This window comes from Ulvibacter antarcticus (genome assembly GCF_003688405.1).
Classification (GTDB): domain Bacteria; phylum Bacteroidota; class Bacteroidia; order Flavobacteriales; family Flavobacteriaceae; genus Ulvibacter; species Ulvibacter antarcticus.
Genome location: NZ_REFC01000011.1, coordinates 328,181 through 350,467, shown reverse-complemented (window position 1 = coordinate 350,467; position 22,287 = coordinate 328,181). Strand labels below are relative to the sequence as shown.

Annotated in this window: 20 protein-coding genes; 16 read left to right on the top strand and 4 right to left on the bottom strand. The window is 37.5% G+C overall.

Features of this window, described 5'->3' with window-relative positions:
* Position 1 precedes the first annotated feature (1 nt).
* The 16 genes from BXY75_RS01770 (at position 2) to BXY75_RS01695 (ending at position 13,920) form a co-directional block, all read left to right on the top strand.
* A complete protein-coding gene (locus tag BXY75_RS01770; RefSeq protein ID WP_121905978.1) occupies positions 2 to 217 on the top strand; it encodes an AtpZ/AtpI family protein in 216 nt (71 codons plus the stop codon).
* 7 nt (positions 218 to 224) lie between these two features.
* On the top strand, positions 225 to 644 hold the full coding sequence (locus tag BXY75_RS01765) for a DUF6168 family protein (RefSeq protein ID WP_121905977.1): 420 nt from the start codon (positions 225 to 227) through the stop codon (positions 642 to 644).
* Between the two features lie 73 nt (positions 645 to 717).
* Positions 718 to 1,848 (top strand): F0F1 ATP synthase subunit A, encoded by a 1,131-nt coding sequence (gene atpB, locus BXY75_RS01760; protein WP_121905976.1) that lies wholly within the window; start codon positions 718 to 720, stop codon positions 1,846 to 1,848.
* Positions 1,849 to 1,934: 86 nt separating this feature from the next.
* On the top strand, positions 1,935 to 2,159 hold the full coding sequence (gene atpE, locus BXY75_RS01755; RefSeq protein WP_245962902.1) for an ATP synthase F0 subunit C: 225 nt from the start codon (positions 1,935 to 1,937) through the stop codon (positions 2,157 to 2,159).
* Between the two features lie 194 nt (positions 2,160 to 2,353).
* Entirely contained in the window at positions 2,354 to 2,854 is a 501-nt protein-coding gene (locus BXY75_RS01750) for a F0F1 ATP synthase subunit B (protein WP_121905975.1), read from the top strand.
* A 7-nt stretch (positions 2,855 to 2,861) separates the two neighbouring features.
* Complete coding sequence (atpH, locus tag BXY75_RS01745) at positions 2,862 to 3,401, top strand: ATP synthase F1 subunit delta (RefSeq protein ID WP_121905974.1); 540 nt, start codon at positions 2,862 to 2,864, stop codon at positions 3,399 to 3,401.
* 111 nt (positions 3,402 to 3,512) lie between these two features.
* On the top strand, positions 3,513 to 5,093 hold the full coding sequence (atpA, locus tag BXY75_RS01740; protein WP_121905973.1) for a F0F1 ATP synthase subunit alpha: 1,581 nt from the start codon (positions 3,513 to 3,515) through the stop codon (positions 5,091 to 5,093).
* 73 nt (positions 5,094 to 5,166) lie between these two features.
* The gene (gene atpG, locus BXY75_RS01735) at positions 5,167 to 6,030 is read left to right on the top strand and encodes an ATP synthase F1 subunit gamma (RefSeq protein ID WP_121905972.1); all 864 of its coding nucleotides are present in this window, start codon (positions 5,167 to 5,169) and stop codon (positions 6,028 to 6,030) included.
* A gap of 127 nt (positions 6,031 to 6,157) precedes the next feature.
* The gene (locus BXY75_RS01730; RefSeq protein WP_121905971.1) at positions 6,158 to 6,676 is read left to right on the top strand and encodes a hypothetical protein; all 519 of its coding nucleotides are present in this window, start codon (positions 6,158 to 6,160) and stop codon (positions 6,674 to 6,676) included.
* 180 nt (positions 6,677 to 6,856) lie between these two features.
* Positions 6,857 to 7,363, top strand: a complete 507-nt coding sequence (locus BXY75_RS01725; protein WP_121905970.1) for a hypothetical protein — start codon at positions 6,857 to 6,859, stop codon at positions 7,361 to 7,363.
* A gap of 55 nt (positions 7,364 to 7,418) precedes the next feature.
* Entirely contained in the window at positions 7,419 to 8,879 is a 1,461-nt protein-coding gene (locus BXY75_RS01720; protein ID WP_121905969.1) for a lipopolysaccharide biosynthesis protein, read from the top strand.
* A gap of 75 nt (positions 8,880 to 8,954) precedes the next feature.
* Entirely contained in the window at positions 8,955 to 9,389 is a 435-nt protein-coding gene (gene dut, locus BXY75_RS01715; RefSeq protein ID WP_121905968.1) for a dUTP diphosphatase, read from the top strand.
* Positions 9,390 to 9,463: 74 nt separating this feature from the next.
* On the top strand, positions 9,464 to 10,480 hold the full coding sequence (locus tag BXY75_RS01710) for a sugar nucleotidyltransferase (RefSeq protein WP_121905967.1): 1,017 nt from the start codon (positions 9,464 to 9,466) through the stop codon (positions 10,478 to 10,480).
* Positions 10,481 to 10,535: 55 nt separating this feature from the next.
* Positions 10,536 to 11,906, top strand: a complete 1,371-nt coding sequence (locus BXY75_RS01705) for a tetratricopeptide repeat protein (RefSeq protein ID WP_121905966.1) — start codon at positions 10,536 to 10,538, stop codon at positions 11,904 to 11,906.
* A 4-nt stretch (positions 11,907 to 11,910) separates the two neighbouring features.
* The gene (locus tag BXY75_RS01700) at positions 11,911 to 12,684 is read left to right on the top strand and encodes a DUF4292 domain-containing protein (protein ID WP_170152829.1); all 774 of its coding nucleotides are present in this window, start codon (positions 11,911 to 11,913) and stop codon (positions 12,682 to 12,684) included.
* On the top strand, positions 12,685 to 13,920 hold the full coding sequence (locus BXY75_RS01695; RefSeq protein ID WP_121905964.1) for a murein hydrolase activator EnvC family protein: 1,236 nt from the start codon (positions 12,685 to 12,687) through the stop codon (positions 13,918 to 13,920).
* A 54-nt stretch (positions 13,921 to 13,974) separates the two neighbouring features.
* Here BXY75_RS01695 and BXY75_RS01690 read toward each other — a convergent pair whose 3' ends face one another.
* The 4 genes from BXY75_RS01690 to BXY75_RS01675 all read right to left on the bottom strand — a co-directional run bounded on the left by BXY75_RS01690 (position 13,975) and on the right by BXY75_RS01675 (position 22,270).
* On the bottom strand, positions 13,975 to 17,586 hold the full coding sequence (locus BXY75_RS01690) for a S8 family serine peptidase (protein WP_121905963.1): 3,612 nt from the start codon (positions 17,584 to 17,586) through the stop codon (positions 13,975 to 13,977).
* 238 nt (positions 17,587 to 17,824) lie between these two features.
* Entirely contained in the window at positions 17,825 to 20,563 is a 2,739-nt protein-coding gene (locus BXY75_RS01685) for a S8 family serine peptidase (protein WP_121905962.1), read from the bottom strand.
* Positions 20,564 to 20,745: 182 nt separating this feature from the next.
* A complete protein-coding gene (locus BXY75_RS01680; RefSeq protein ID WP_121906581.1) occupies positions 20,746 to 21,255 on the bottom strand; it encodes an acyl-CoA thioesterase in 510 nt (169 codons plus the stop codon).
* A gap of 73 nt (positions 21,256 to 21,328) precedes the next feature.
* Positions 21,329 to 22,270 (bottom strand): HU domain-containing protein, encoded by a 942-nt coding sequence (locus BXY75_RS01675; protein WP_121905961.1) that lies wholly within the window; start codon positions 22,268 to 22,270, stop codon positions 21,329 to 21,331.
* Positions 22,271 to 22,287: the final 17 nt, after the last annotated feature.

Sequence of the window (22,287 nt, the reverse complement as noted above, 5' to 3'; positions counted from 1 at the left end):
TATGGACAAAAAAGGGAATAATAATCTCAAACGATGGGCAGTTCTATCTGCAATCGCCATTGAAATGGGAGTTATTATCTATCTTTTTGTGCAATTAGGCAAATGGCTGGACCTCAATTACAGTGATGGAAAACTTTTTACCATTATATGTACACTTGCCGGAGTAGGAATTTCTTTATTTCTAGTGGTCAAACAAACCAATCGACTGAATTCTTAATTTTGCTATGAAAAAGCAAAGAAATGCGTTTATAATATTACTTTTTTTAGTAATCGTTTTAGTTTTTGGCGTCCATCTTTTTATACTTTGGACCTTAGAATTGAACCTATTAGATAATAGGATTTTATTGTCTTATGTGCTTAATTATGCGCTTGCTGTGATTGTATTATTGGTGATACAATCCCATCTAAATAAACAATCCTTGAACACCGGCTTTATTTTTATGGCAGGAAGTGGTGTAAAATTTCTAATTTTCTTTCTAATTTTTTATCCTTTTTATCAAAAAGACGAAATTATGCAAACCGCTGAATTTGCAGCGTTTTTCACGCCCTACGCAGTCTGTTTAATACTGGAAGTGATCTATCTCTCCAAACTACTTAATAATCAGACTTATTCCGAAGATAAAGCTTCAGAAAAAAAGAAATAAAATTGTTTTTTCTTTCTGTAAAAGAACAGTATTTTTGCACCGATTTTAAGGACACCTTTTAACTTGTTCGGAAATGCAGAGAAAAATATTGGTTCGATTACTTTTAGTATTAGTTATAGCATTCACTTCGTTTTCCTGTGCGAAAGAGACACCTCAGGACAAGCAAGCGAAACTAGACAGAAAACAGGATGTTAAGGATTATGTAACGCATCACTTACTGGATTCTCACGATTTTGGATTGTATTCTTATACCGATGATGCCGGTGAGGTGCATCATGTTGGATTTCCATTACCTATTATTCTTTGGGATAACGGTTTAAAAGTGTTCTCTTCTTCAAAATTTCACCACGGTGAAACAGTTGCGGAAGTTGATGGCAACTACTACAAAATTGACCATGCGAAGATCTACAAAACTGATGCCGCTGGAACTATAAACTACGACGATAAGGATCACGCTACAAACGATAAGCCGCTTGATATCTCTATTACAAAAGGGGTGTTTATGATGTTGCTTACCTCCCTTTTAATGATCCTATTATTTATGGGCTTGGCAAAGAGTTATGCGAAGAATGGGGGTATCGCAAAAGGCGCGGGGCGTTTCTTCGAACCTATCGTCCTTTATATTAGAGATGATATCGCAATCGCTAACATTGGAGAACAGAAATACAAAAAATATATGCCGTTTCTATTAACGGTATTTTTCTTTATATGGTTTCTGAATATGTTCGGATTAACGCCACTTGGGGTTAACGTAACAGGAAACATTGCAATTACAACAGCATTGGCGATCATCGTTTTCTTGATTACAACCTTTACCGGAACTAAAGATTACTGGAAGCACGTTTTTGATCCATTAGGTGATGGAATGCCATGGGCAGGAAAAATCCTTATCTATATTATATTAGTACCTATTGAAATTTTAGGACTTTTCATTAAGCCATTTGCACTGCTTATTCGTTTGTATGCAAACATGACAGCGGGACACGTGGTATTAGGAAGTTTATTAGGTCTAATTTACATATTCCAAAATTGGATTGGTGGAACTTTGTCTTTCGGACTAGCTTTCGCAATCTCATTAATTGAAATATTAGTAGCGTTGCTACAGGCATATATTTTCACGATGCTGGCAGCATTGTACTTCGGATTTGCAAGTGAAACTCACGAGCATGCTGAAGAACATGACGGAGAAGTAGCGCATTTATAAGGACATGATCCTATTGTAATGCTTAGCCAGTCTAAGTGTTTCAATAAACTTGAATTGAGTGTTTAATTTTTAAATATATATATATTATGACAATTCCAATGATTGTACAAGCAGGAGGTACTGTAATTCCTTCTATTATCGGAGCAGGATTAGCAGTAATCGGTGCCGGTATCGGTATTGGTATGATTGGTGGGAAAGCTATGGAAGCTATCGCACGTCAGCCAGAAGCTTACGGAAAAATTCAAACAGCAATGCTTATTGCAGCAGCGCTTATTGAAGGTATTGGTTTCGCCGCGATTTTCGCAGGATAATCAAAACAATTAGATACATCGCTGTGACGGTTGGTTACAGGGATGTATCTTATTACCTAAGCCGAAATTGCTATTTTGCAATTTCGACCTCTCCTTAAAAAGAGGTGGTTTGGACTCCGACTTGAGTCGGGTCATTTTTAGATTAAACAAAAAGTATCATTAACTAATTCTCACGTCTAGCGTGATTTTACAAGATGGAAAAATTAATTACTGAATTTTCGATTGGACTTTTCTTCTGGCAAGCAGTTGTATTTATATTATTACTTCTTTTGCTTCGGAAATTTGCATGGAAGCCTATATTAAACGCGGTAAACGAACGTGAGCAAGGAATTAGAGATGCGCTTGATGCGGCTGAAAAAGCTAAATTGGAAATGGCAAATCTTCAGGCAGATAATCAAAAGTTGTTGCAAGAAGCCCGTGCAGAACGTGAAGCTATGATGAAGGAAGCTCGCGAATTGAAGACAAAAATGATTTCAGAAGCGAAAGAGGAAGCACAAGAAGTTGGGAGCAAAATGATTGCCAATGCACAAGTAGCTATCGAAAGTGAAAAGAAAGCAGCTGTTGCTGAAATCAAAAATCAAGTGGCTAGCCTTTCATTAGAAATTGCTGAAAAAGTTGTAAAAGACGAATTGTCTAAAAACGACAAGCAATTGAATCTAGTGAAAGATATGTTGAACAATGCAACTTTAAATTAAGGAACCAATGAGCAACAGAGCAGCCATACGATATGCAAAAGCGGTTTTAGAACATGCTAGCGAAAGCAATTTAGAGAACGTTATCTTTGGCGATATGCAGTCCGTTTATAAAACCATTCAAGGGAGTAAGGAATTGCGTAATGTGCTAAAAAGTCCGGTGGTTAAAGCCGAAGATAAGAAAGCAGCCTTGGTGAAAATATTCGAGAATAATTCGGAAGTAACCAAAGGCCTTATCGAAGTATTAACAGCTAACAAAAGAATTGATCTACTTGGCAATGTTGCAGAAAGTTTTATTGACTTATACAATGAAGCTAAAGGTGTAAAGGTTGCAAATGTTACCACTGCTGTTGAATTGACACCGGAACTTGAAGAGTTAGTGCTTTCTAAAGTGAAAGAATTAACCGGAAGTAATCAGGTGACGATTCAAAACAAAGTAGATAAAGATATTATTGGAGGTTTTATCCTTCGTGTAGGCGATTTACAGTATGATTCAAGTATTGCAAATCAATTCGAAAATATAAAAAGAGAATTTAGTAAAAGTATCTAGTATAAAGGAAATATTCTTTTTACTCGAACAAAATAATAAAGTGATTATAATAGCGGGTGCTTAAAGTGAAGGCTCAGGTCTTAAGTCAGGCATCTAAAATCTTAAATAGAAATGGCAGAAGTTAAACCAGCTGAAGTTTCAGCAATCTTAAAACAACAACTTGCAGGATTTGAAGCAACAGCTTCTTTAGACGAAGTTGGATCTGTATTAACTGTAGGTGATGGTATTGCACGTGTTTACGGACTATCAAATGTGCAATACGGAGAATTAGTAGAATTCGAAGGTGGTCTTGAAGGGATCGTTTTGAACCTGGAAGAAGACAATGTTGGTGTTGTATTGTTAGGGCATTCAAAAGGAATTAAAGAAGGATCTACAGCAAAACGTACACAGCGAATTGCTTCCCTAAAAGTAGGTGAAGGAATTGTTGGTCGTGTTGTAAATACACTGGGTGAACCAATCGACGGAAAAGGACCAATCTCTGGTGAAACTTATGAAATGCCATTAGAGCGTAAAGCACCGGGTGTAATTTACCGTCAGCCGGTAACCGAACCTTTACAAACTGGTATAAAATCTATTGATGCGATGATCCCTGTAGGTAGAGGTCAGCGTGAATTGGTAATTGGTGACCGTCAAACAGGTAAGACTACTGTTTGTATCGATACCATTTTGAATCAGAAAGAATTTTACGATGCAGGGGAACCTGTTTATTGTATTTATGTGGCAATTGGACAAAAAGCTTCAACGGTAGCTCTTATCGCTAAAGTATTAGAAGAAAAAGGTGCTCTTGCTTATACCACGATTGTTGCGGCTAACGCATCAGATCCTGCTCCAATGCAGGTGTATGCTCCTTTCGCAGGTGCAGCTATCGGTGAGTTTTTTAGAGATACTGGTCGTCCAGCCTTGATTATTTATGATGATTTATCAAAACAAGCGGTAGCTTACCGTGAGGTTTCTCTTCTTTTACGTCGTCCTCCGGGACGTGAGGCGTATCCTGGAGATGTATTCTTCTTACACTCAAGATTGTTAGAACGTGCTGCAAAAATTATTGCTGATGACAAGATTGCAAGTGAAATGAATGACCTTCCTGAAGTTTTAAAACCTATGGTAAAAGGTGGTGGTTCTTTAACGGCTCTTCCTATTATTGAAACTCAGGCAGGTGATGTATCTGCATATATCCCAACTAACGTAATTTCGATTACAGACGGACAGATCTTCTTGGATGGAGATTTATTTAACTCGGGTGTACGTCCTGCAATTAACGTAGGTATTTCGGTATCTCGTGTAGGAGGTAATGCTCAGATTAAATCGATGAAAAAAGTAGCAGGTACTTTGAAACTTGATCAGGCAGCGTACCGTGAATTGGAAGCATTTGCTAAGTTTGGATCCGATCTTGATGCAGCGACTCTAAATGTTATTGAAAAAGGTAAAAGAAATGTGGAGATCCTAAAGCAGGCTCAAAATGATCCGTTTACAGTAGAAAATCAGATTGCAATTATTTATGCAGGATCTAAGAATTTACTGCGTAATGTACCTGTTAATAAGGTAAAGGAGTTTCAGAGAGACTTCCTTGAAATGATGAATGTGAAGCACAGAGATACATTAGATACGTTAAAGGCTGGAAAGCTTACTGACGATGCTATCGATGTTATCACAACTGTTGCAGCAGATTTATCAGCGAAGTATAAAAAGTAGTTAGATATTAGTATTGAGTATTGAGACAAAGATGTCTTAATACTCAATACTCAAATCTCAATTCTAAAAAAGAATGGCGAATCTTAAAGAAATACGTAACAGAATATCATCGGTTGGATCAACGATGCAGATTACTTCTGCCATGAAAATGGTATCGGCTGCAAAATTGAAAAAGGCCCAGGATGCTATTACTGCGATGCGTCCATATTCTGAAAAGCTTACAGAATTATTGCAAAATTTAAGTGCAACACTCGATAGCGATAGCGGAAGTAAATATTCAGATCAACGTGAAGTGAATAAAGTGCTTGTTGTAGCAATTACTTCTAATCGTGGACTTGCGGGTGCTTTTAATAGTAATATTATTAAAGAAGCAAGACGCTTGGTTGATGGTTCGTTTGCAGGAAAACAGGTAGATTTTATTACCCTTGGTAAAAAAGGAAACGATATCCTTAAAAAAACAGGGAAAGTAGTTGAAAACAATAATGCTATTTTTGATGATCTATCTTACGATGCAACAGCCGAGATTGCTGAAAAGTTAATGGAGCTATTTTCCAATGGCAGCTACGACAAGATCATGGTGATTTATAACCATTTCAAAAATGCTGCTACTCAAATCGTAACTACTGAACAGTTTTTACCTATTCTTCCGCCGGAAGCTTCAGAAACAAAATCAACAGGAGATTATATTTTCGAACCTTCAAAGGAAGAAATAGTTGAAGGACTGATTCCGAAGAGCTTAAAAACGCAATTGTTTAAAGGTTTACGTGATTCAGTTGCCAGCGAGCACGGTGCTCGTATGACTGCCATGCACAAGGCAACCGATAATGCTACCGAATTAAGAGATGCATTGAAATTACAATACAATAAAGCTCGTCAGGCGTCGATTACCAATGAGATCCTTGAGATCGTTGGTGGAGCTGAGGCACTTGCTGGATAAACTTTATTATTTATTTAATGAAAAGCCTTTCGATCTCTTCGGAAGGCTTTTTTTTGGTTCAAAATTTGAAAGTAATGAAGTAAGACGATTTTTTTCTGAAGCCATTTAATTGTAATTTTAGTTGCATATGAAACGTATTAATTTTTTATTCAGTCTATTAGGTGTGTCAGTACTACTGTTCAGTTTTTCTAATTGTGGCAGTGCACAAGGAAGCAACACCTTAAAATTTGAAAAATCCCCTGCATTCGTTATTTCTGAAATCTCGTCTCAAAATTGGGTGGCCGGAACTCCAGACGGAGGTTCAGGCACCAATATTCATTTGTCTTTTGATGAAATTGCAACAGATGTTGAAATCATTAAAATATACTTTAGTAAAAAAATCGAAGCACTAAAGCAATCACCTAGCGACTCAAATAAATTTACAGCCTATATTAAAGACAAGAGACGACCGGATGTTGTTATGGATATAGATCCTGTAAAAGAGGCCCAGAATACCCTTGAAATTGATTTCCCATTCGAATTAGCCGATAACGAAGCTGTTATTCATTATAAAGAGAACGGTTCCGATAAATTTTATAAAGTTTCAAATATTGAGGTAAAGCCATTGTTGGCCTACCCGGCAGCCTTTCCAGGCGATAAAAATTAAAGAGAACTATGTCTTTCCATTTTTATAATCAAAATCATCTTTTTGCTTCGGAAATACTTGGTATCAGAAGAAGCAGTAATAAATATCTTACGATATAATCGAATAACAACTATAATACAGACATTTTCTTTTGTATCTTTATAATTAAGCTAATTGTTTAATTGTAAAAATTCTGGGGAGATGAATACATTAAAACGTGCAATAAGTTTGGTTGGGGTAGTAATTCTTTTTTTCTGCATTTCAAGCTGTCTAAGCACAAAATCACAAACGATCACTTTCGTTGAAGATCCACCATTTAAAGTAAGTAACGCCTATAGTCAGGACTGGGTTGCCGGAGTACGAGGAGTGGGTTCAGGGACAAATCTACACGTTACTTTTTCCGAATTACCGGAAGATGTAGTTATTCAAAACTTTTATTTTGAGAATAAAAAGGTAGAAGCACTTCGATTTCCAAAATTCAGGGATCAGTTTACCGGTTATGGTAACCATTATAAGGGTTATATTAAAAAGATAAAGGTTGATCCAACTGTAGTTGACGAAACTGCACCTTTTGAACTATTGGAAGATGAAATGGTGATTGGTTACAGATTTGATGGTAAGCGAACACTTCATTATTTTAAAATTTCCGAACTCTATAATAAACCTGCTACCGAGTATCCCGAAATAAAGGAAACAGGAACAGACTAGAAGTGCGTGAGACGTTGTTAATTTTAATACTTTTGCCGTTTAACTATATTCGGCATTGAGCGTTTTTAAAAAACTCTTTCAACAAACTTTCATCTATGGCCTGGCAACTGTTTTGCCGCGGGCATTGGCTATTGTATTAGTTCCTCTTTACACCAAAGTATTACTTCCGGAAGAATTCGGGATCTATGCTTCTTTAATGTCTTATCTTATTTTAGGGAATGTTGTACTTTCTTATGGGATGGAAACGGCTTTTTTCCGCTTTATCAATAAGGATGAGTCAAAAAAGAACATTGTTCAATCCACCGTGCTTACTTCTCTCACGGTATCAACAATAGTTTTTCTAGGAATTTTACTACTAGTACGGCAACCATTATCAAACTTCCTGGAGTTTAAAACGGAGTATGTTACCTATGGTTTACTAATACTCGCCCTCGACGCCCTCGTTGTGCTTCCATTTGTATGGTTAAGGGCTAACGAGAGACCTCTTAGATATGCCATTATCAAGATCTTTAATGTATGCGTAAATTTAGGCTTTAACCTCTTCTTCTTTCTATGGTTACCAGGTTTGGCTTCAGAACAACCCGAATCTTTTTGGAATACGATTTATTCCGAAGAGAACAAAATAGCGCTTGTATTTATCGCAAACCTTATCGCTAGCGGACTCACCCTTCTAATTGTTCTGCCACTTTATATCAAAATCCGATTTAAATTCGATGCAGTTATTTGGAAGAAAATGCTGAAGTATGCCTTTCCGGTGCTCATCGCAGGAATTGCTTTTTCTATTAATGAAGCCTTCGATAAGATTCTACTAAAATATTTATTACCTAGCGATATTGCTGAAGCTGAGGTAGGTGTTTATGCGGCTTGTTATAAGTTGGGAGTGTTTATGACACTCTTTGCGACCGCCTTTAGATTGGGAATTGAACCTTTCTTCTTTAACCATTCCAATCATGAAAATGCGAGGTTTACCTATGCTACGATCACCAAATATTTCACCATCTTCGGAAGCTTTATCCTTCTTTTTGTAATTGTATATATTGACGTTTTCAAGGAATTACTTATTAAAGACAGTGCTTATTGGGTTGCACTTTCAATTGTACCCATAATTTTACTGGCTAATCTTTGTTTAGGAATCTATCACAATCTTTCGGTGTGGTACAAAGTGACCGATCGCACCAAATACGGCGCCTATATTTCGATATTTGGAGCTTTAGTTACCCTTGTATTAAATTTTACTTTGATCCCTATAATTAGCTATATAGGTTCTGCAATTGCGACTCTAGCGGCATATGGAAGTATGATGTTTTTGTCCTATTACTTCGGAAGAAAACACTATCCGGTTCCATACGATCTAAAACGAATAGGAGGCTATTTGTTACTAGCCATTGTATTCTCCTCGTTTTCATTTTATGTTTTCGACAGGAATTTAATCATTGGAACTGTATTATTATTGGTATTTTTGTCAGCGATTTATTTTTCTGAAAGACACGAAATAAAGCGAATTATGAGAAGGTAACCATCAAGACATTAATTTGTTAGGTTTTATAAACCTTAGAGTCTTTCCGAAGCAAACGCATTGAATCATATTAAAATGAACATAAAGATTATCAACAAGTCCGATCACGCCTTACCTTCCTACGAAACACTTTTTTCGGCAGGTATGGATCTTCGGGCCAATGTTAGCGAACCATCAACTATAAAACCTTTGCAGCGTGCTATTGTAAAAACAGGCTTGTTTATTGAACTTCCGGTAGGCTATGAAGCACAGGTCCGTCCCAGAAGTGGATTGGCGGCTAAAAAAGGAATAACGGTCTTAAATTCTCCAGGAACCATCGATGCAGATTATCGCGGAGAGATTGGAGTAATTCTTGTCAATTTATCGAACGAAGATTTTACTATCGAACACGGTGAGCGAATTGCGCAATTAATAATTGCCAAACACGAACGTGCGGTTTGGGAAGAAGTCGAAACACTCGGTGAAACCTCTCGAGGAGCCGGCGGATTCGGAAGTACAGGTATTAAATAATAATCCCTGCGGAGGCCAGAATCTCATAAAATAAGAACTAATAAATCTAATGTCTCAACACTCAAATCTAACAAATGAAAATAATAGTCCCTATGGCTGGTCGTGGATCACGACTACGCCCACATAGCCTAACCGTACCTAAACCTTTAATTCCTGTTGCTGGAAAACCTATAGTTCATCGTTTGGTGGCCGATATTGTGCATGTACTCAATGAGGACATTGAGGAAATCGCCTTTATACTCGGCGACCCTGCCTTTTTTGGTGAAGAGGTGGTTGAAAGCTTAAAAGCCCTCGCTACCGATCTTGGTGCTAAGGCTAGCATTTACCGACAGTTGGACCCTAAAGGAACCGGACATGCCATTATGTGTGCTGAACCTTCATTATCGGGCCCTGCTGTAATTGCCTATGCAGACACTTTGATTAGAGCCGATTTTAACCTCGATAAAGAAGCCGATAGTGTGATATGGACCAAGAGGGTAGAAAATCCTGAGGCATATGGTGTGGTGAATCTTAATGAGAGAGATGAGATTACAGAATTAGTAGAAAAACCAACCGAGTTTGTGAGCGATCAGGCAGTGATAGGTATTTATTACTTTAAAGATGTGGGTGAGTTAAAAACGGAGCTGCAATATGTGCTTGACAATAATATTATCAATGGCGGAGAATATCAAATCAACGACGGAATTAAACGAATGATGGCCAACGGTAAAGTGTTTAAAACAGGGACCGTTGATGAATGGATGGATTGTGGAAACAAAGACGTAACCATTGAGACCAACCGTAGAATGCTCGGGTTTCTTCAGGAGAGCAATGAAGGACTACTTTCGGAATCGATCACTAACGAAAATTCCAAAATTATACAGCCTTGCTTTATTGGAAAAAATGTGATGCTTAAAAATAGTACTGTCGGACCGTTCGCTTCGATCGGAGACGGCACAGTTATTGAAAACAGTAGCGTTAAAAATAGTATAATTCAAACGCATACAGTTATTAAAAACGCTACATTAGACAACGCAATGATTGGTAATCATGCTACATTTGATGGAAATTTCACCAATATAAGCATTGGCGATTACAGCAAATTATCATAGATTAATGTGTATTGCATTACGCACTTCCAAAGGGCGAAATCAACATCAAAAATAAATGGGCAGAATCAATTTACATATCCTTCTTTTTTTCTTCGGAATACTTTTCTTTCCGAAGCTATTAAACGCACAAGAAATTGAAGGTCCTACCGACGATTTGGGAGATGTAAGTGATGCATTTCAGGAGAATTTTTTTGAAGCCTTAAAGCAAAAAGGAATTGAAAACTACGAATTAGCCCTTGAAGCACTTACTAAAGCTGAGCGCGCTGCCAAAGATGATCCAAAACTAAAAGCAGTCCTCTTTTTTGAAATGGGGAAAAATGAAGTGGAATTGAAAAAGTTCGATGATGCAGAAGAGAATTTCAAAAAGGTGCTAATCAGTGAGGGTGACAAAATTGAAGTATTGGAAGCACTTTACGATTTGTATTATCAGGAGAAAGATTATGTGTCGGCGATTCCTTTGGTTATAAAGCTCACGAAATTTGATAACGATTACAAAGAAGATCTCGCCAATTTATACTCTAGAACCGAACAGTTTGAAAAGGCTATCGAAGTGCTGGACGAATTGGATGAAAGTTTGGGCGAAAGTGATTATAGGGATGCATTGCGTACTCAGATTTACCGAAGGACGGGAAATGCTTCCGGACAAATAGATAAGCTGGAAGAGAAGATTGACAGCAATCCAAAAAATGAACAGGATTATCTCAACTTAATTTATTTGTATAGTGAAGAAGGGAATACAGTAAAAGCATTTGAAACTGCTAAAACCCTTTTAAAGAACAATCCTAAATCTGAATTAGTTCATTTGGCACTTTATAAGTTTTATCTCGACGAAGGCAATGTCAAGGAGTCTATGAACTCAATGAAAAAGGTATTCGCTTCAGAAAAAATAGACAAACCGGGCAAGTATAAAGTTCTGGGAGATTTTATCAAATTTGTAACGGAGAATCCCGACTATGAACAGGAACTTAGTGGTGTTGTATCTCTATTTGCTAATGAGAATGACGGCGGAGTATACGAGAAACTAGGGGATTATTATGTAACCAAAGGCAGAAAGGAAGAAGCTTTAATATTGTATGAACAAGGCATCGAAAAAGATGGTGATAACTTTAGCTTGCTCAAAAATACTTTATTGCTTCAAATCGATTTTAAGAAATTTAATGAAGCTGCCAATTTAAGCGAGGCTGCCTTGGAGATTTTTCCAGCACAGCCAATAATATATCTCTTAAATGGTGTTGCAAACAACGGACTTCAAAAAGCCGACCCTGCAATTGAGAGTTTAGAAATGGGCTTGGATTATTTGCTCGACGATTCTAATATGGAACGGGACTTTTACAAACAACTATCTATTGCTTACACTTCGAAAGGAGATACGTCCCAAGCGAATAAATATGCTCAAAAAGCGTTAGATGTTAAGGATTCTAATTAAGTATATGAAGTTTAAACTTTTATTTTTTCTTTTAGCAGTGTTTTTTTTAAGCGCTTGCGGCACTGCTGGCAAAGCGACTAAGTCTGCTAAAAAAGTATCTTCAATTGAAGATGTAATCACCTATCACAATAAGGCAACCCCTAATTTCAATACTTTGGCAGCAAGAGTTCAGGTGGTTTATGAGGATGAAAAAAAATCTCAAAGTATCACTGCCAGTCTTCGCATGGAGAAAGACAAGATCATTTGGATAAAGGCTTCAATTTTGGGGATTACCCTTGCCAAAGTGTTAATCACTCCAGATAGAGTACAGTATTACGAAAGTATTTCTGGGTCATATTTCGATGGTGATTTTACGCTATTGAGTGAAGTTTTAGGAACAGACATCGATTTTGAAAAGGCGCAGAATATTTTATTGGGACAATCTGTTTTCGCACTTAACGCTCGTAGTTACAATGTAAAATTGCTTCAGGCGAGGTATAAAATCCTTCCGAAGCAACAACAGGCAGAATTTATAGTTTCCTTATTTCTGAATCAGGAAAATTTCAAAGTACATTCAGAATCTGTGGCACAACCTTCAAAAAACAGACTTCTTACCGTTAATTATGGTGAATATCAAGAGATTGACGGTAGTTTCTTTCCTTCAGAAATTAAAATAAATGCAAGTGAGAATGAAGACAAAACTAGGATTGAACTAAATTATAAGAAGATCGACCTCAATGTTTCCATAAATTTTCCGTTTGATATACCAAATGGATATGAAGAAATTCAATTACGATAGATGAATAATAGAAGTAAATATTTCTTTCTGGCACTTTGCTTTTTTACCGTTTTCTCGGCCATTGCACAACCTGATAAGCAAAAGGAACTGGAGGAAAAACGGGTTGCTTTGTTAGATGAAATTAAACAAATTAATTCCCTGCTGTTTAAAACCAGAGGAGAAAAGAAATCGGTTTTAACACATGTGGAAGATATTTCCCAACGAATTACAACGCGTGAGAACCTTATTCGTGTCACTAACCAACAAGCCAATCTGCTTACCAGAAATATTAATGACAACCTTCAGAATATTGATCAGTTGAGAGGTGAACTTAAAGAATTGAAAGAGGATTATGGGGGGATGATTGTAAAATCGTATAAAAGTAAATCGCAACAGAGCAGGATTATGTTTCTTTTCTCTTCGGAAAACTTTTTACAGGCTTATAAGAGGTTGCAGTATATGAAGCAATACGCCAAGCAAAGAAAAAAACAGGGGGAAAGTATCAAGGAGAAAACGCTCAAGCTTCAGCAATTGAACAATGATTTAATAGTTCAGAAAAAGCAAAAAGAGCAATTAATTGATGAAAACAATAGAGAAAAAACCAAATTGAGGCAGGAGAAGAAAGATCAGGAATCGATGATCGCCTCACTCAAAAAGGAAGAAGGCAAGTTTGCTTCTCAGATTCGGAAAAAACAAAATGAGGCTGAAGCTATAGAAAAGGAAATTGAAAAATTAATCCGATTGGCCATCGAAAAATCGAATAGAGAGTCTGGAAGTACTGCAAACACAGTTACAACCAAAGCAACTACTTTTGCACTTACACCAGAAGCAAAAGCACTTGCAGCCAATTTTACCAGTAACAAGGGAAAATTAGTATGGCCGGTAGAAAAAGGAGTGGTGACTGAAAGTTTTGGGACTCATAAACATCCGCAGTTCCCTAATGTGACAACGAACAACAATGGTGTTGAAATTACGACCGAGTCCAATGCAAAAGCCAGAGCTGTATTTTCGGGAGAAGTGATGCAGATACAGCAAATAAAAGGGGCTAATCAGGCGATTTATATTCGGCATGGAGACTATATTACTATTTATAGAAATCTTGCAACAGTGACTGTTAAAAAGGGTGACAAAGTAAGTACGAAGCAGGAGATTGGAACCATTTACAACAATCCAACTACTGGAAAGACGGTCTTAAAATTCTATATCTACCAGAATTCCGATAAAATGAATCCTTCCGATTGGATTTACAGGATGTAAAAAAAAGGGCTGAATAGATTTTTCAGCCCTTTTTTTATCTATAAACTGATGGTCTTATTTAACCAATAGTTTCTTAGTTGCAGTCACTCCATCTACAGTAATATTTACAAAGTACAATCCGCTGGCATAGCTAGAAACATCTATTGAAATTATTCCTGAGCTGTTTGATGAGGCTACTTTTTGTAGTTGTTGTCCTAAACTATTCACAATACTAATGTCAAGTGTTTCAAAAGCAGTTTGATTCATCGATACCATCACATTATTTGTAGCCGGGTTTGGATACATACTTACCGATGATGCGAGATTATTTTCAGCAATTCCAAGTAACCCTGAAATGTTGATATTATCTACAATAGTGCTATTACCAAATCCGTTTATATTCACAAATCTGAAAATTGCCATACCGCCGGTATGTCCACTAATATCTACCGATTCATTTCTCCAATCACTTGCAGACCCTGGAGCCCAATTACTGGCTGTACTATAGCCTGATATAGTAGAAAGGTCTAATCCTTCTTTATAATATATCTGACTGTAAGTAGTACCACAGTCGGTTGAAATATCTACTCTCATAGCATCCGAGAAGCCCGCAGAATATTGTGCTTTTGCAAGATCAAAGGTCATAGTAGCACTGGTCGCATTAGTTAGGTCAAAAATTTCAGTTACAATGTAATCTTCCTGTCCTGGAGAATTGTAACTAAAGTTATTTACATATCCCGTTATAGTTGGATTGCCATCACTACCTGTTATACCCACACGTTCTAACCAAGTATCGTCTTCATCCGGATTTTCAATCGTCCATGCTGGAGGTGGGAAGCCATCTGTTTCAAAGGTTTCTTCAAAATCAAGTTGAGTCGCCTCTGTAACAGCATAAAAGTCAAGTGTTGCGGTGTCGTTACTATTGTTTTCATCACCTGTAAGATCTACTGTTACGGTAAGTGTATAGCTACCAGAAGCTGTAATTGTTAAAGGAGTGACAAAACTATAAGATACCTGTTGTCCTGAATTAATAGTACCTGTATACGATTCTACTACTGGTGGATCACTGTCAAGCTGATAGGACACATCAAAATTACTTTGAGGGTCGATACCTGAATTTAAGAAAGAAGCCACAATAACAACATCTGATACTCCGGTACATACTGTAGCAAAATCACCTGGGTTATTATCAATCGAAACGGCTGCAACATCATTATTCAATGAACAATTTAGCAGACCTCCGGGATGATTTATTGCGATAGTACGTCGACTCACCCATCCAGCTGTAGCATTTTTAGCAACAACTGCTGCCCAAATAGGTGCCGTTGGATCGGTAATCGCTACAGAAATCGAATTGGTTGCGACATTATCTGCAACTTCCATGGCGGTTGTTCCAAGCATATAGAAATCATATGATTCTGCATTAGCAACTGCGGTCCAGGAAAAAGAAGCCATATCTGGACAAACCTGAGTAACACTCACATTGGTTACTAAATTAGCAATCGAAAAGTTTTCATCACTGGTATCGGAAAAAGCCCCACTTGTTACTCGCAATAGAGCGTCACCGCTTACAGTAGCAGGAATGTTCCAGCCATAATTAGTAACAGAAGGTCCTACTGTAGCAATTGCATTCCAAGTAGCTCCGTTATCTGTGGAGTATTCTAAATCGAAATCTGCTGTAGTGTTTGTTGCATCCCAATGGATAGATTCAGTTTCACCTGGAACAAAGCTCTCACCTGCATTAGGATACGTTACTGTTAAGTTTTCTGAAATAATTTCGTACACAACAAAATATTCCTGAGGTCCTGTTGGAACATTGAATCCACTAATTTCAAGATCATAATTTCCAGCAGCAGGATTATTAATTAAGACTTGCTCGACATTGTTTAGATGATCTGCTCCTGTTGTTGCAGGAGTGTCTAATAATACTGGGTCGGGAGTGCTATTTAAAATCCAAGGGAGGTGCGCACCACTTGAAGGATCGGTAACTACCAAATCAAGATCATTTACCAAGGCAGGATTTGCATTGGGAGCTGCCTCAGGATCACTCCAGTACAACATAAAACGAACCTGGGTAGTACCGGCAGGAACATTGATTGAATGATTATTAGTTCCACCTTGCGAAATATCATCAGATAAAAAGCGTCCATCTTCTATTAGCATACCTGCTCTAAGTCCGTTTACAATTCCCCAACCAAATTTAAAATCAGGTCCTATATTTCCAGCTTCATTAGTTGTATTCATTAATGTTGCTTTTATAAGTGCCGAGGGTGGAAATGCTCCTCCGTTTATATCGCCATAGGCTTGATATAATTGAGCAGAAATTCCAGCGATTCCGGGAGCAGCTCCAGATGTCCCACCAAATACTTGGTAGGTATTGTTTTCATTAGTGGAATTTTGGTTTTGTCCGTTGGCTGCTATATCAGGCTTAATTCTACCATCATGAGCTGGCCCACGACTACTTGAACCTACTAATGATCCATCGAAAAACACGTTTGCAGTAGCAATCACATTCTTTCCTTGCTTATGACCTCCTGTAATATTACCCCATTGATTTCCGGCACCATAGCCACAATTGCTATTGTTAGAGTTTCCGGCAGAGAATACATGTAATAATGTTGGGATGTTTCTAGTTTGGCTATCTACGGTTTGCGTTATCGTTGTATATCCTGCATTACATCCATTACTATACGATGAGTTTGTAATTTGAACATTTCCATTATTAATAAGCGTAACCGTTTGAGTATCTAAAAAATTAGGCTCGTAGTTTACCACGAACACATTAGATTCTGCAGCCATTCCTCTCATAGATGGATCAAGGTTTCCTGCTCCAGCCATAATTCCACCAACGCCATCTCCATGTGTTTGGCCTGTACCACTGGCAGTGCTATTATCTATTCTTCCTTGAAAATCAATATGAGGGCCAACGATTCCATCATCTCTCACCATTACCCCAATACCACTTCCGGTATAATTTCTGCCCGCTGAAGTTTGCGTATCAAGGCCATTCGCTTTATGTAAGCTTCTTCCTCTGGTATCATCCGGTATAGAAGGAGCAACTATTAATTCGATCCATTTAACGTAAGGCTGACTGGATAAGGTTTCTAAACAGTTATTCGGGATTACCAAATCGATGTTGTTTGATCCTTTGTATTGGTGTCTTACTGATATCTGCTGATTTGCAAGGTCATTGATCACGTATTGTGCATTCACATTTTTGTGATATTGAAGCGTTACCAGTATATTATTTCCTTCAATAGCATAATCTGCAAATGGTGGGTGTTTTAATTCTGAAGATAGTTTGTACTCACCTGCTACAGGAACGATGGCACGAACACCATTGGTTCTTAATAAAGCAACTGAAGTGTTTTCAGGAAAATAGAATAAATAGGTTCTGTTCGGAATGTATTCTATTAACTGAAGGTTATTTGTTTTGAATAGATTCTGAATATCCTGAGTAGGAGTTTGATAAAATTGAACCCATCCATAGTAACCACCGTTAAATTTAGAGGATTCCGGCATTTGATCCCATTGGAAGCTATTAATGTTTTCTTGTATTACTACTGTTTCGTCCTGAAACTGTACGTTGTAATTAGTTTGTGAAAAGACAATGGTGGTTGCAAAAAGCATCACCAAAATACTTAAAAGTCTAATTTTCTGAAGATTTTGTAAGGTAATTTTTTTCATCGGAAGTTGGATTTAATAATGGAGAATTGTCCTTTTGGAAGCTAAATTTCTTCGGAAGGACATCAAATATATCTAATATAATTCTAAAACTTGAACCAAATCTTGTTAAAATAGGAGAAATTGGGAGGCTTTATTGTCAAATTATCACGAATGCTTCGGAAGTGAATGTACTTATAAAAAAACAGCCGTTCTTCGAAAGGATGAACGGCTGTTGAATTAAAATAAGTTACTTACAGTATTACATTACCAGAAGTTTTTTCGTGGTCGTAACTCCTTCAGAATTGAAAGAAATAAAATACAAGCCAGCTGCATATCCAGATACGTCAATTGAAATCTCGTTATTTGAATTGACAGTTTCATAATTAGATCTGTGTAATATCTGTCCAAGACTGTTAACCAAGCTTACTTCTAATGAAGAAACTGATATACTATTCATAGAAATATTTACTGTATTGTTACTTGGGTTAGGATACAATGAGATCGCATCTGAGAAAATATTTTCATCAATAGCTAAGGTACAACCAAATTCCCCTCCAGGGTGATTTTCCGCAATCGTACGTCTACTCTCCCAACCATCTGTGGCATTTTTCGCCGATACACTGAACCAGATAGGTGCAGCAGAATCTGTAATTGGTACGGTAATTTCATTTGTAGTCGAATTGCCAACAACTTCCATAAACTTTTCGCCTAAAATATAGAAATCGTAAGATTCTGCTCCAGGAACTGCATCCCAAGTAAAGGTAGCTTGTAAAGGACAAACTTCTGTTACTGCCAGCCCCGTAGGATAAGCGGCTATATTAAACGGCGCATCACTCTCGTCCTGAAATGAACCACTTCGAACTCGAACTAGCGCATTTCCACCGGTGTCAGCAGGAACAGCCCATTGATAGGTAATAACAGTGTTAGGAAATGTATTGATCTCCGTCCAGGTTCCCCCATTATTAGTAGAATATTCTAACGTAATATCGGAAGTCAAACCAACCTTATCCCAATGTATAGATTCGTTTGTTCCCGGATGTAAAAATTCACCTCCATTAGGGTAGGTAAGTGTAAGGTTTTCAGAAATAATTTCATAAACTATAAAATATTCCTGAGGCCCAACAGGTACATTAAATCCACTGATTTCAATGTCATAGTTTCCTGCACTCGGACTATCGATAAGCACTTGTTCTACATTATTCAAATGGTCTGCACCATTGGTGGCGGGTAAATTTAAATTCACTGTATTTGGTGTGTGATCCAATAAATATGGAAGGTACGATGTACTTCCCGGGTCTGTTACCACTAGATCTAAATCGTTCACCAAAGCAGGATCTGCATTTACAGCTGCTGCCGGATCACTCCAATAAACCATAAATCGAACTTCCTTAGTTCCTGAAGGAACATTAATTGTATGATTGTTTGTACCTCCTTGTGAAACCTGATCTGATAAATAACGCTCATCTTCAAGTAACTTTCCAGCTCTTAATCCATTTACAATTCCCCAACCAAATTTGAAATCAGGTCCTACATTCCCTGCATCATTTGCAGTATTCATCAAAGTAGCTTTTATAAGTGCAGCGGGAGGTAAAGCTCCACTATTCGCTTCACTATATAATTGATAGAGTTGTGCCGATACTCCGGCGATTCCAGGCGCGGCTGCCGATGTTCCTCCAAAGGTCTGATAGGTGTTATTCTCATTAGTAGAAACTTGATTTGTACCATTTGCTGCGATATCTGGCTTTATTCTACCATCATGAGCGGGACCACGACTACTTGAAAAAGTAAGCAAACCTGCAAAATTAGTATTTGCAGTAGCGATCACATTTTTACCTTGCTTGTGTCCTCCTGTGATATTTCCCCATTGAGTTCCGGCTCCATAACCACAATTACTTCCATTCGAATTTCCTGCTGAAAAAACGTGCAAAACTGAAGGATAATCATTCATTTGCGTATCAACGGTCTGTGTAATGGTAGTATAACCTGCGTTACAACCGTTACTATATGAAGAATTAGTAATCTGAACATCACCGCTATTCATAAGGTTTAGTGTTGTACTGTCCAGGAAATTACTCGCGTAGTTTACTGCCCATACATTGGCACCTGCAGCCATTCCTCTGTTCATTGGATCTAAGTTTCCAGCACCCGTCATAATTCCGGCAACACCATCTCCATGACTTTGTCCGGATACACTTGTTTGATTTACAAGACGACCTTCGAAATCAATATGTGGCCCTACACGACCATCATCTCTTACTAAAACGCCAATACCTTCACCTGTATAATTTCTTCCTGCACTAGTTTGGGTGTCCAAACCATTTGCTCTGTGTAAACCTCTACCTTTAATATCATCCTTTACGGCCGGTGGCGATATTAATTCCACCCACTTTACGTAAGGAAGACTTGATAAATCGGCAAGACAGTTATTTGGAATTGAAAGTTCAAGTATATTCGAATTATCAAATTGGTGAACTACACCTATTTGCTTTCTGGCTAGTTCAGAAATTACAAATTGCGTATTCACAGTTTTATAATGTTGTAAGGTCACAATAATGTTATTTCCTTCCACAGCATAACTCTCATAAGGAGGGTTTTTTAATGCAGTAGATAGTTTTACACTCCCGGGAACAGGAATAATTCCACGAACACCATTATTTTCTAACATGGTGATTGAAGTTGATTCCGGAAAAGAAAAGAGATAAGTTTTATGTGGAATATATTCGATTAATTCTAATCCAGAGCTCTTGAACAAATCCTGAATGTCTTGAATTGGAGTTTGATAAAACTGTACCCAACCGTAATATCTATCATTTAATTTTGATGATTCCGGCATTTGGTTCCAATCGAAAGTGCTAATGTTTTCAGGTATTGCGATTGATTCATCCTGAAATTGTACTGTGTAAGAACTTTGAGCGTTAGCGGTAGAAATAACCAACGCAATTGCCAAAATACTCACAGCCTTAAATGAATTTAAAAAAGAGAATGTAATTCTTTTCATAGTGCTGAGATTTAGATTTAATTTATAGAGAAATGGCACCAAACGATACAATTTTTGGCACCAAAGGTTTCAAATATATCTAAATCACTATTGAAATCAGCAATATTTTCAGAAAAAATTATGACCCTTACATTCACGAAAACCCTACGAAATCAATAGAGTATGAGTTTTTTTCAGTAAATCTATGAGAATAATGCCTTTAATTCGGTGGCTTCATTTGGTTGCATTTTTCCAGCCAAAACCAAACTGAGTTGTTTGCGTCTAAGAGCTGCCACAAACCTTTCTTTTTCAAGTTTTGTTTCCGGGATAAGTTCAGGAACTGGAACAGTATTCCCCATTTCGTCAACAGCAACAAAGGTGTAAATTGCTTCGTTGGCCTTCGAACGCATTCCGCTTTCCCGATCTTCAATCCAAACATCCATAAAGATCTCCATAGAACTTTTAAAAGCTCTGGATACATTGGCTTCGACAGTAACTACACTCCCTAAGGGAATCATCTTGTTAAAGGCAACGTGATTTACAGAGACTGTCACTACAATTCGACGACTATGTCTTCTGGCAGCAATACTTGCAGCTCTATCCATACGAGCTAGCAGCTCACCACCAAACATATTTCCAATGGGATTGGTTTCACTCGGTAAAACTAAATCGGTTACTACAGTTCTGGATTCTTTAGGAGTTTTAGCGGACATTTGTTTTTTTGCAAAGGTAGTATTTCCTGTGGAGGCAGGAATTGAAACAATCAAAAGAATTAATGAATAAAATTTACTTAGAAAGATCTTTTACAAGCAACCAGGCATCCTTATTTTCAGAATTTTTAATGCTGAATAGACTTCTGCGGGCTTCAATTCTGTCTTCAAAACTTGCATAAACTACCATATGTAATCCATAGCGGTTTTCGCCAATCGCCTTTGCAGCAAAACCTTTTTCAACCAGTTCTTGTAATTTTTTGGCAGCATTTTCTTCAACTCTAAAGGCGCCGGCAACAACATGATACTTTCCTTTTTGCTTCGGAAGGTTTAGATTTAAAGCAGGCAGAGGGTTTTCAATGACAAAAGTTGCTTCCTGAATCTGGTTTTCAATCTTAGTGTTTGCCTTTTCTTTTTCTGCAAAATTATGTTTTTGCACTTGTCCTTCATACAACTTCATACCACCAAATCCAGATATTGCTATGGCTATAAGGCCAATCGCGGCATATTTAAGATATGGTTTTGGTTGTCTTCTTTCGGGAGTAAATAGTAGTGGTGTTTTTTCTTCGGTTGCTTCGGAAAGATTTTTGGATGTTTCCCGTGCAATTTCTTCAGAAACAAAAGAACTAAGACCAAATGAGGCTGCATTGAAATTTTCTTTGTCTGAAGGATCGAACTGCACTGAATTCTCATCATTCAAATAAAAATCTCCTATATTCTTTAAGGTTACCTTTTGTCTTTCTGAAAGCTGAAGTGATAGTTTCCCTGTAAAATTACGAATCTTCTGAAGCGCAGTTTCATAGCTGCAATTTTCTACTGAAGCTACATAATTAGCTAGCAAGCCATCGTTTGTCTGCAGTTGCCTGTTAAAAGAAACCGTTTTGCCCGGAGGAAAAAATGTATGGGTAGCAGTATCTATTTTAGCCGACTGATAATGGGTTAAAAAGGCACCGAATCCAGGTATTATTACACATTCGTATCGGTATAGTAGATCTTTTATGTATGTGGTTAATTGCATTGAAACAAATATACTTT

What these genes read in the sequence shown, in the direction of transcription:
- atpG (WP_121905972.1), top strand. Translation starts at nt 5,167, where the DNA reads ATGGCGAATCTTAAAGAAATACGTAACAGAATATCATCGGTTGGATCA.
- dut (WP_121905968.1), top strand. Translation starts at nt 8,955, where the DNA reads ATGAACATAAAGATTATCAACAAGTCCGATCACGCCTTACCTTCCTAC.
- BXY75_RS01750 (WP_121905975.1), top strand. Translation starts at nt 2,354, where the DNA reads ATGGAAAAATTAATTACTGAATTTTCGATTGGACTTTTCTTCTGGCAA.
- atpE (WP_245962902.1), top strand. Translation starts at nt 1,935, where the DNA reads ATGACAATTCCAATGATTGTACAAGCAGGAGGTACTGTAATTCCTTCT.
- BXY75_RS01710 (WP_121905967.1), top strand. Translation starts at nt 9,464, where the DNA reads ATGAAAATAATAGTCCCTATGGCTGGTCGTGGATCACGACTACGCCCA.
- atpB (WP_121905976.1), top strand. Translation starts at nt 718, where the DNA reads ATGCAGAGAAAAATATTGGTTCGATTACTTTTAGTATTAGTTATAGCA.
- BXY75_RS01725 (WP_121905970.1), top strand. Translation starts at nt 6,857, where the DNA reads ATGAATACATTAAAACGTGCAATAAGTTTGGTTGGGGTAGTAATTCTT.
- BXY75_RS01695 (WP_121905964.1), top strand. Translation starts at nt 12,685, where the DNA reads ATGAATAATAGAAGTAAATATTTCTTTCTGGCACTTTGCTTTTTTACC.
- atpH (WP_121905974.1), top strand. Translation starts at nt 2,862, where the DNA reads ATGAGCAACAGAGCAGCCATACGATATGCAAAAGCGGTTTTAGAACAT.
- BXY75_RS01765 (WP_121905977.1), top strand. Translation starts at nt 225, where the DNA reads ATGAAAAAGCAAAGAAATGCGTTTATAATATTACTTTTTTTAGTAATC.
- BXY75_RS01705 (WP_121905966.1), top strand. Translation starts at nt 10,536, where the DNA reads ATGGGCAGAATCAATTTACATATCCTTCTTTTTTTCTTCGGAATACTT.
- BXY75_RS01770 (WP_121905978.1), top strand. Translation starts at nt 2, where the DNA reads ATGGACAAAAAAGGGAATAATAATCTCAAACGATGGGCAGTTCTATCT.
- BXY75_RS01700 (WP_170152829.1), top strand. Translation starts at nt 11,911, where the DNA reads ATGAAGTTTAAACTTTTATTTTTTCTTTTAGCAGTGTTTTTTTTAAGC.
- BXY75_RS01690 (WP_121905963.1), bottom strand. Translation starts at nt 17,586, where the DNA reads ATGAAAAAAATTACCTTACAAAATCTTCAGAAAATTAGACTTTTAAGT.
- BXY75_RS01680 (WP_121906581.1), bottom strand. Translation starts at nt 21,255, where the DNA reads ATGTCCGCTAAAACTCCTAAAGAATCCAGAACTGTAGTAACCGATTTA.
- atpA (WP_121905973.1), top strand. Translation starts at nt 3,513, where the DNA reads ATGGCAGAAGTTAAACCAGCTGAAGTTTCAGCAATCTTAAAACAACAA.
- BXY75_RS01675 (WP_121905961.1), bottom strand. Translation starts at nt 22,270, where the DNA reads ATGCAATTAACCACATACATAAAAGATCTACTATACCGATACGAATGT.
- BXY75_RS01685 (WP_121905962.1), bottom strand. Translation starts at nt 20,563, where the DNA reads ATGAAAAGAATTACATTCTCTTTTTTAAATTCATTTAAGGCTGTGAGT.
- BXY75_RS01730 (WP_121905971.1), top strand. Translation starts at nt 6,158, where the DNA reads ATGAAACGTATTAATTTTTTATTCAGTCTATTAGGTGTGTCAGTACTA.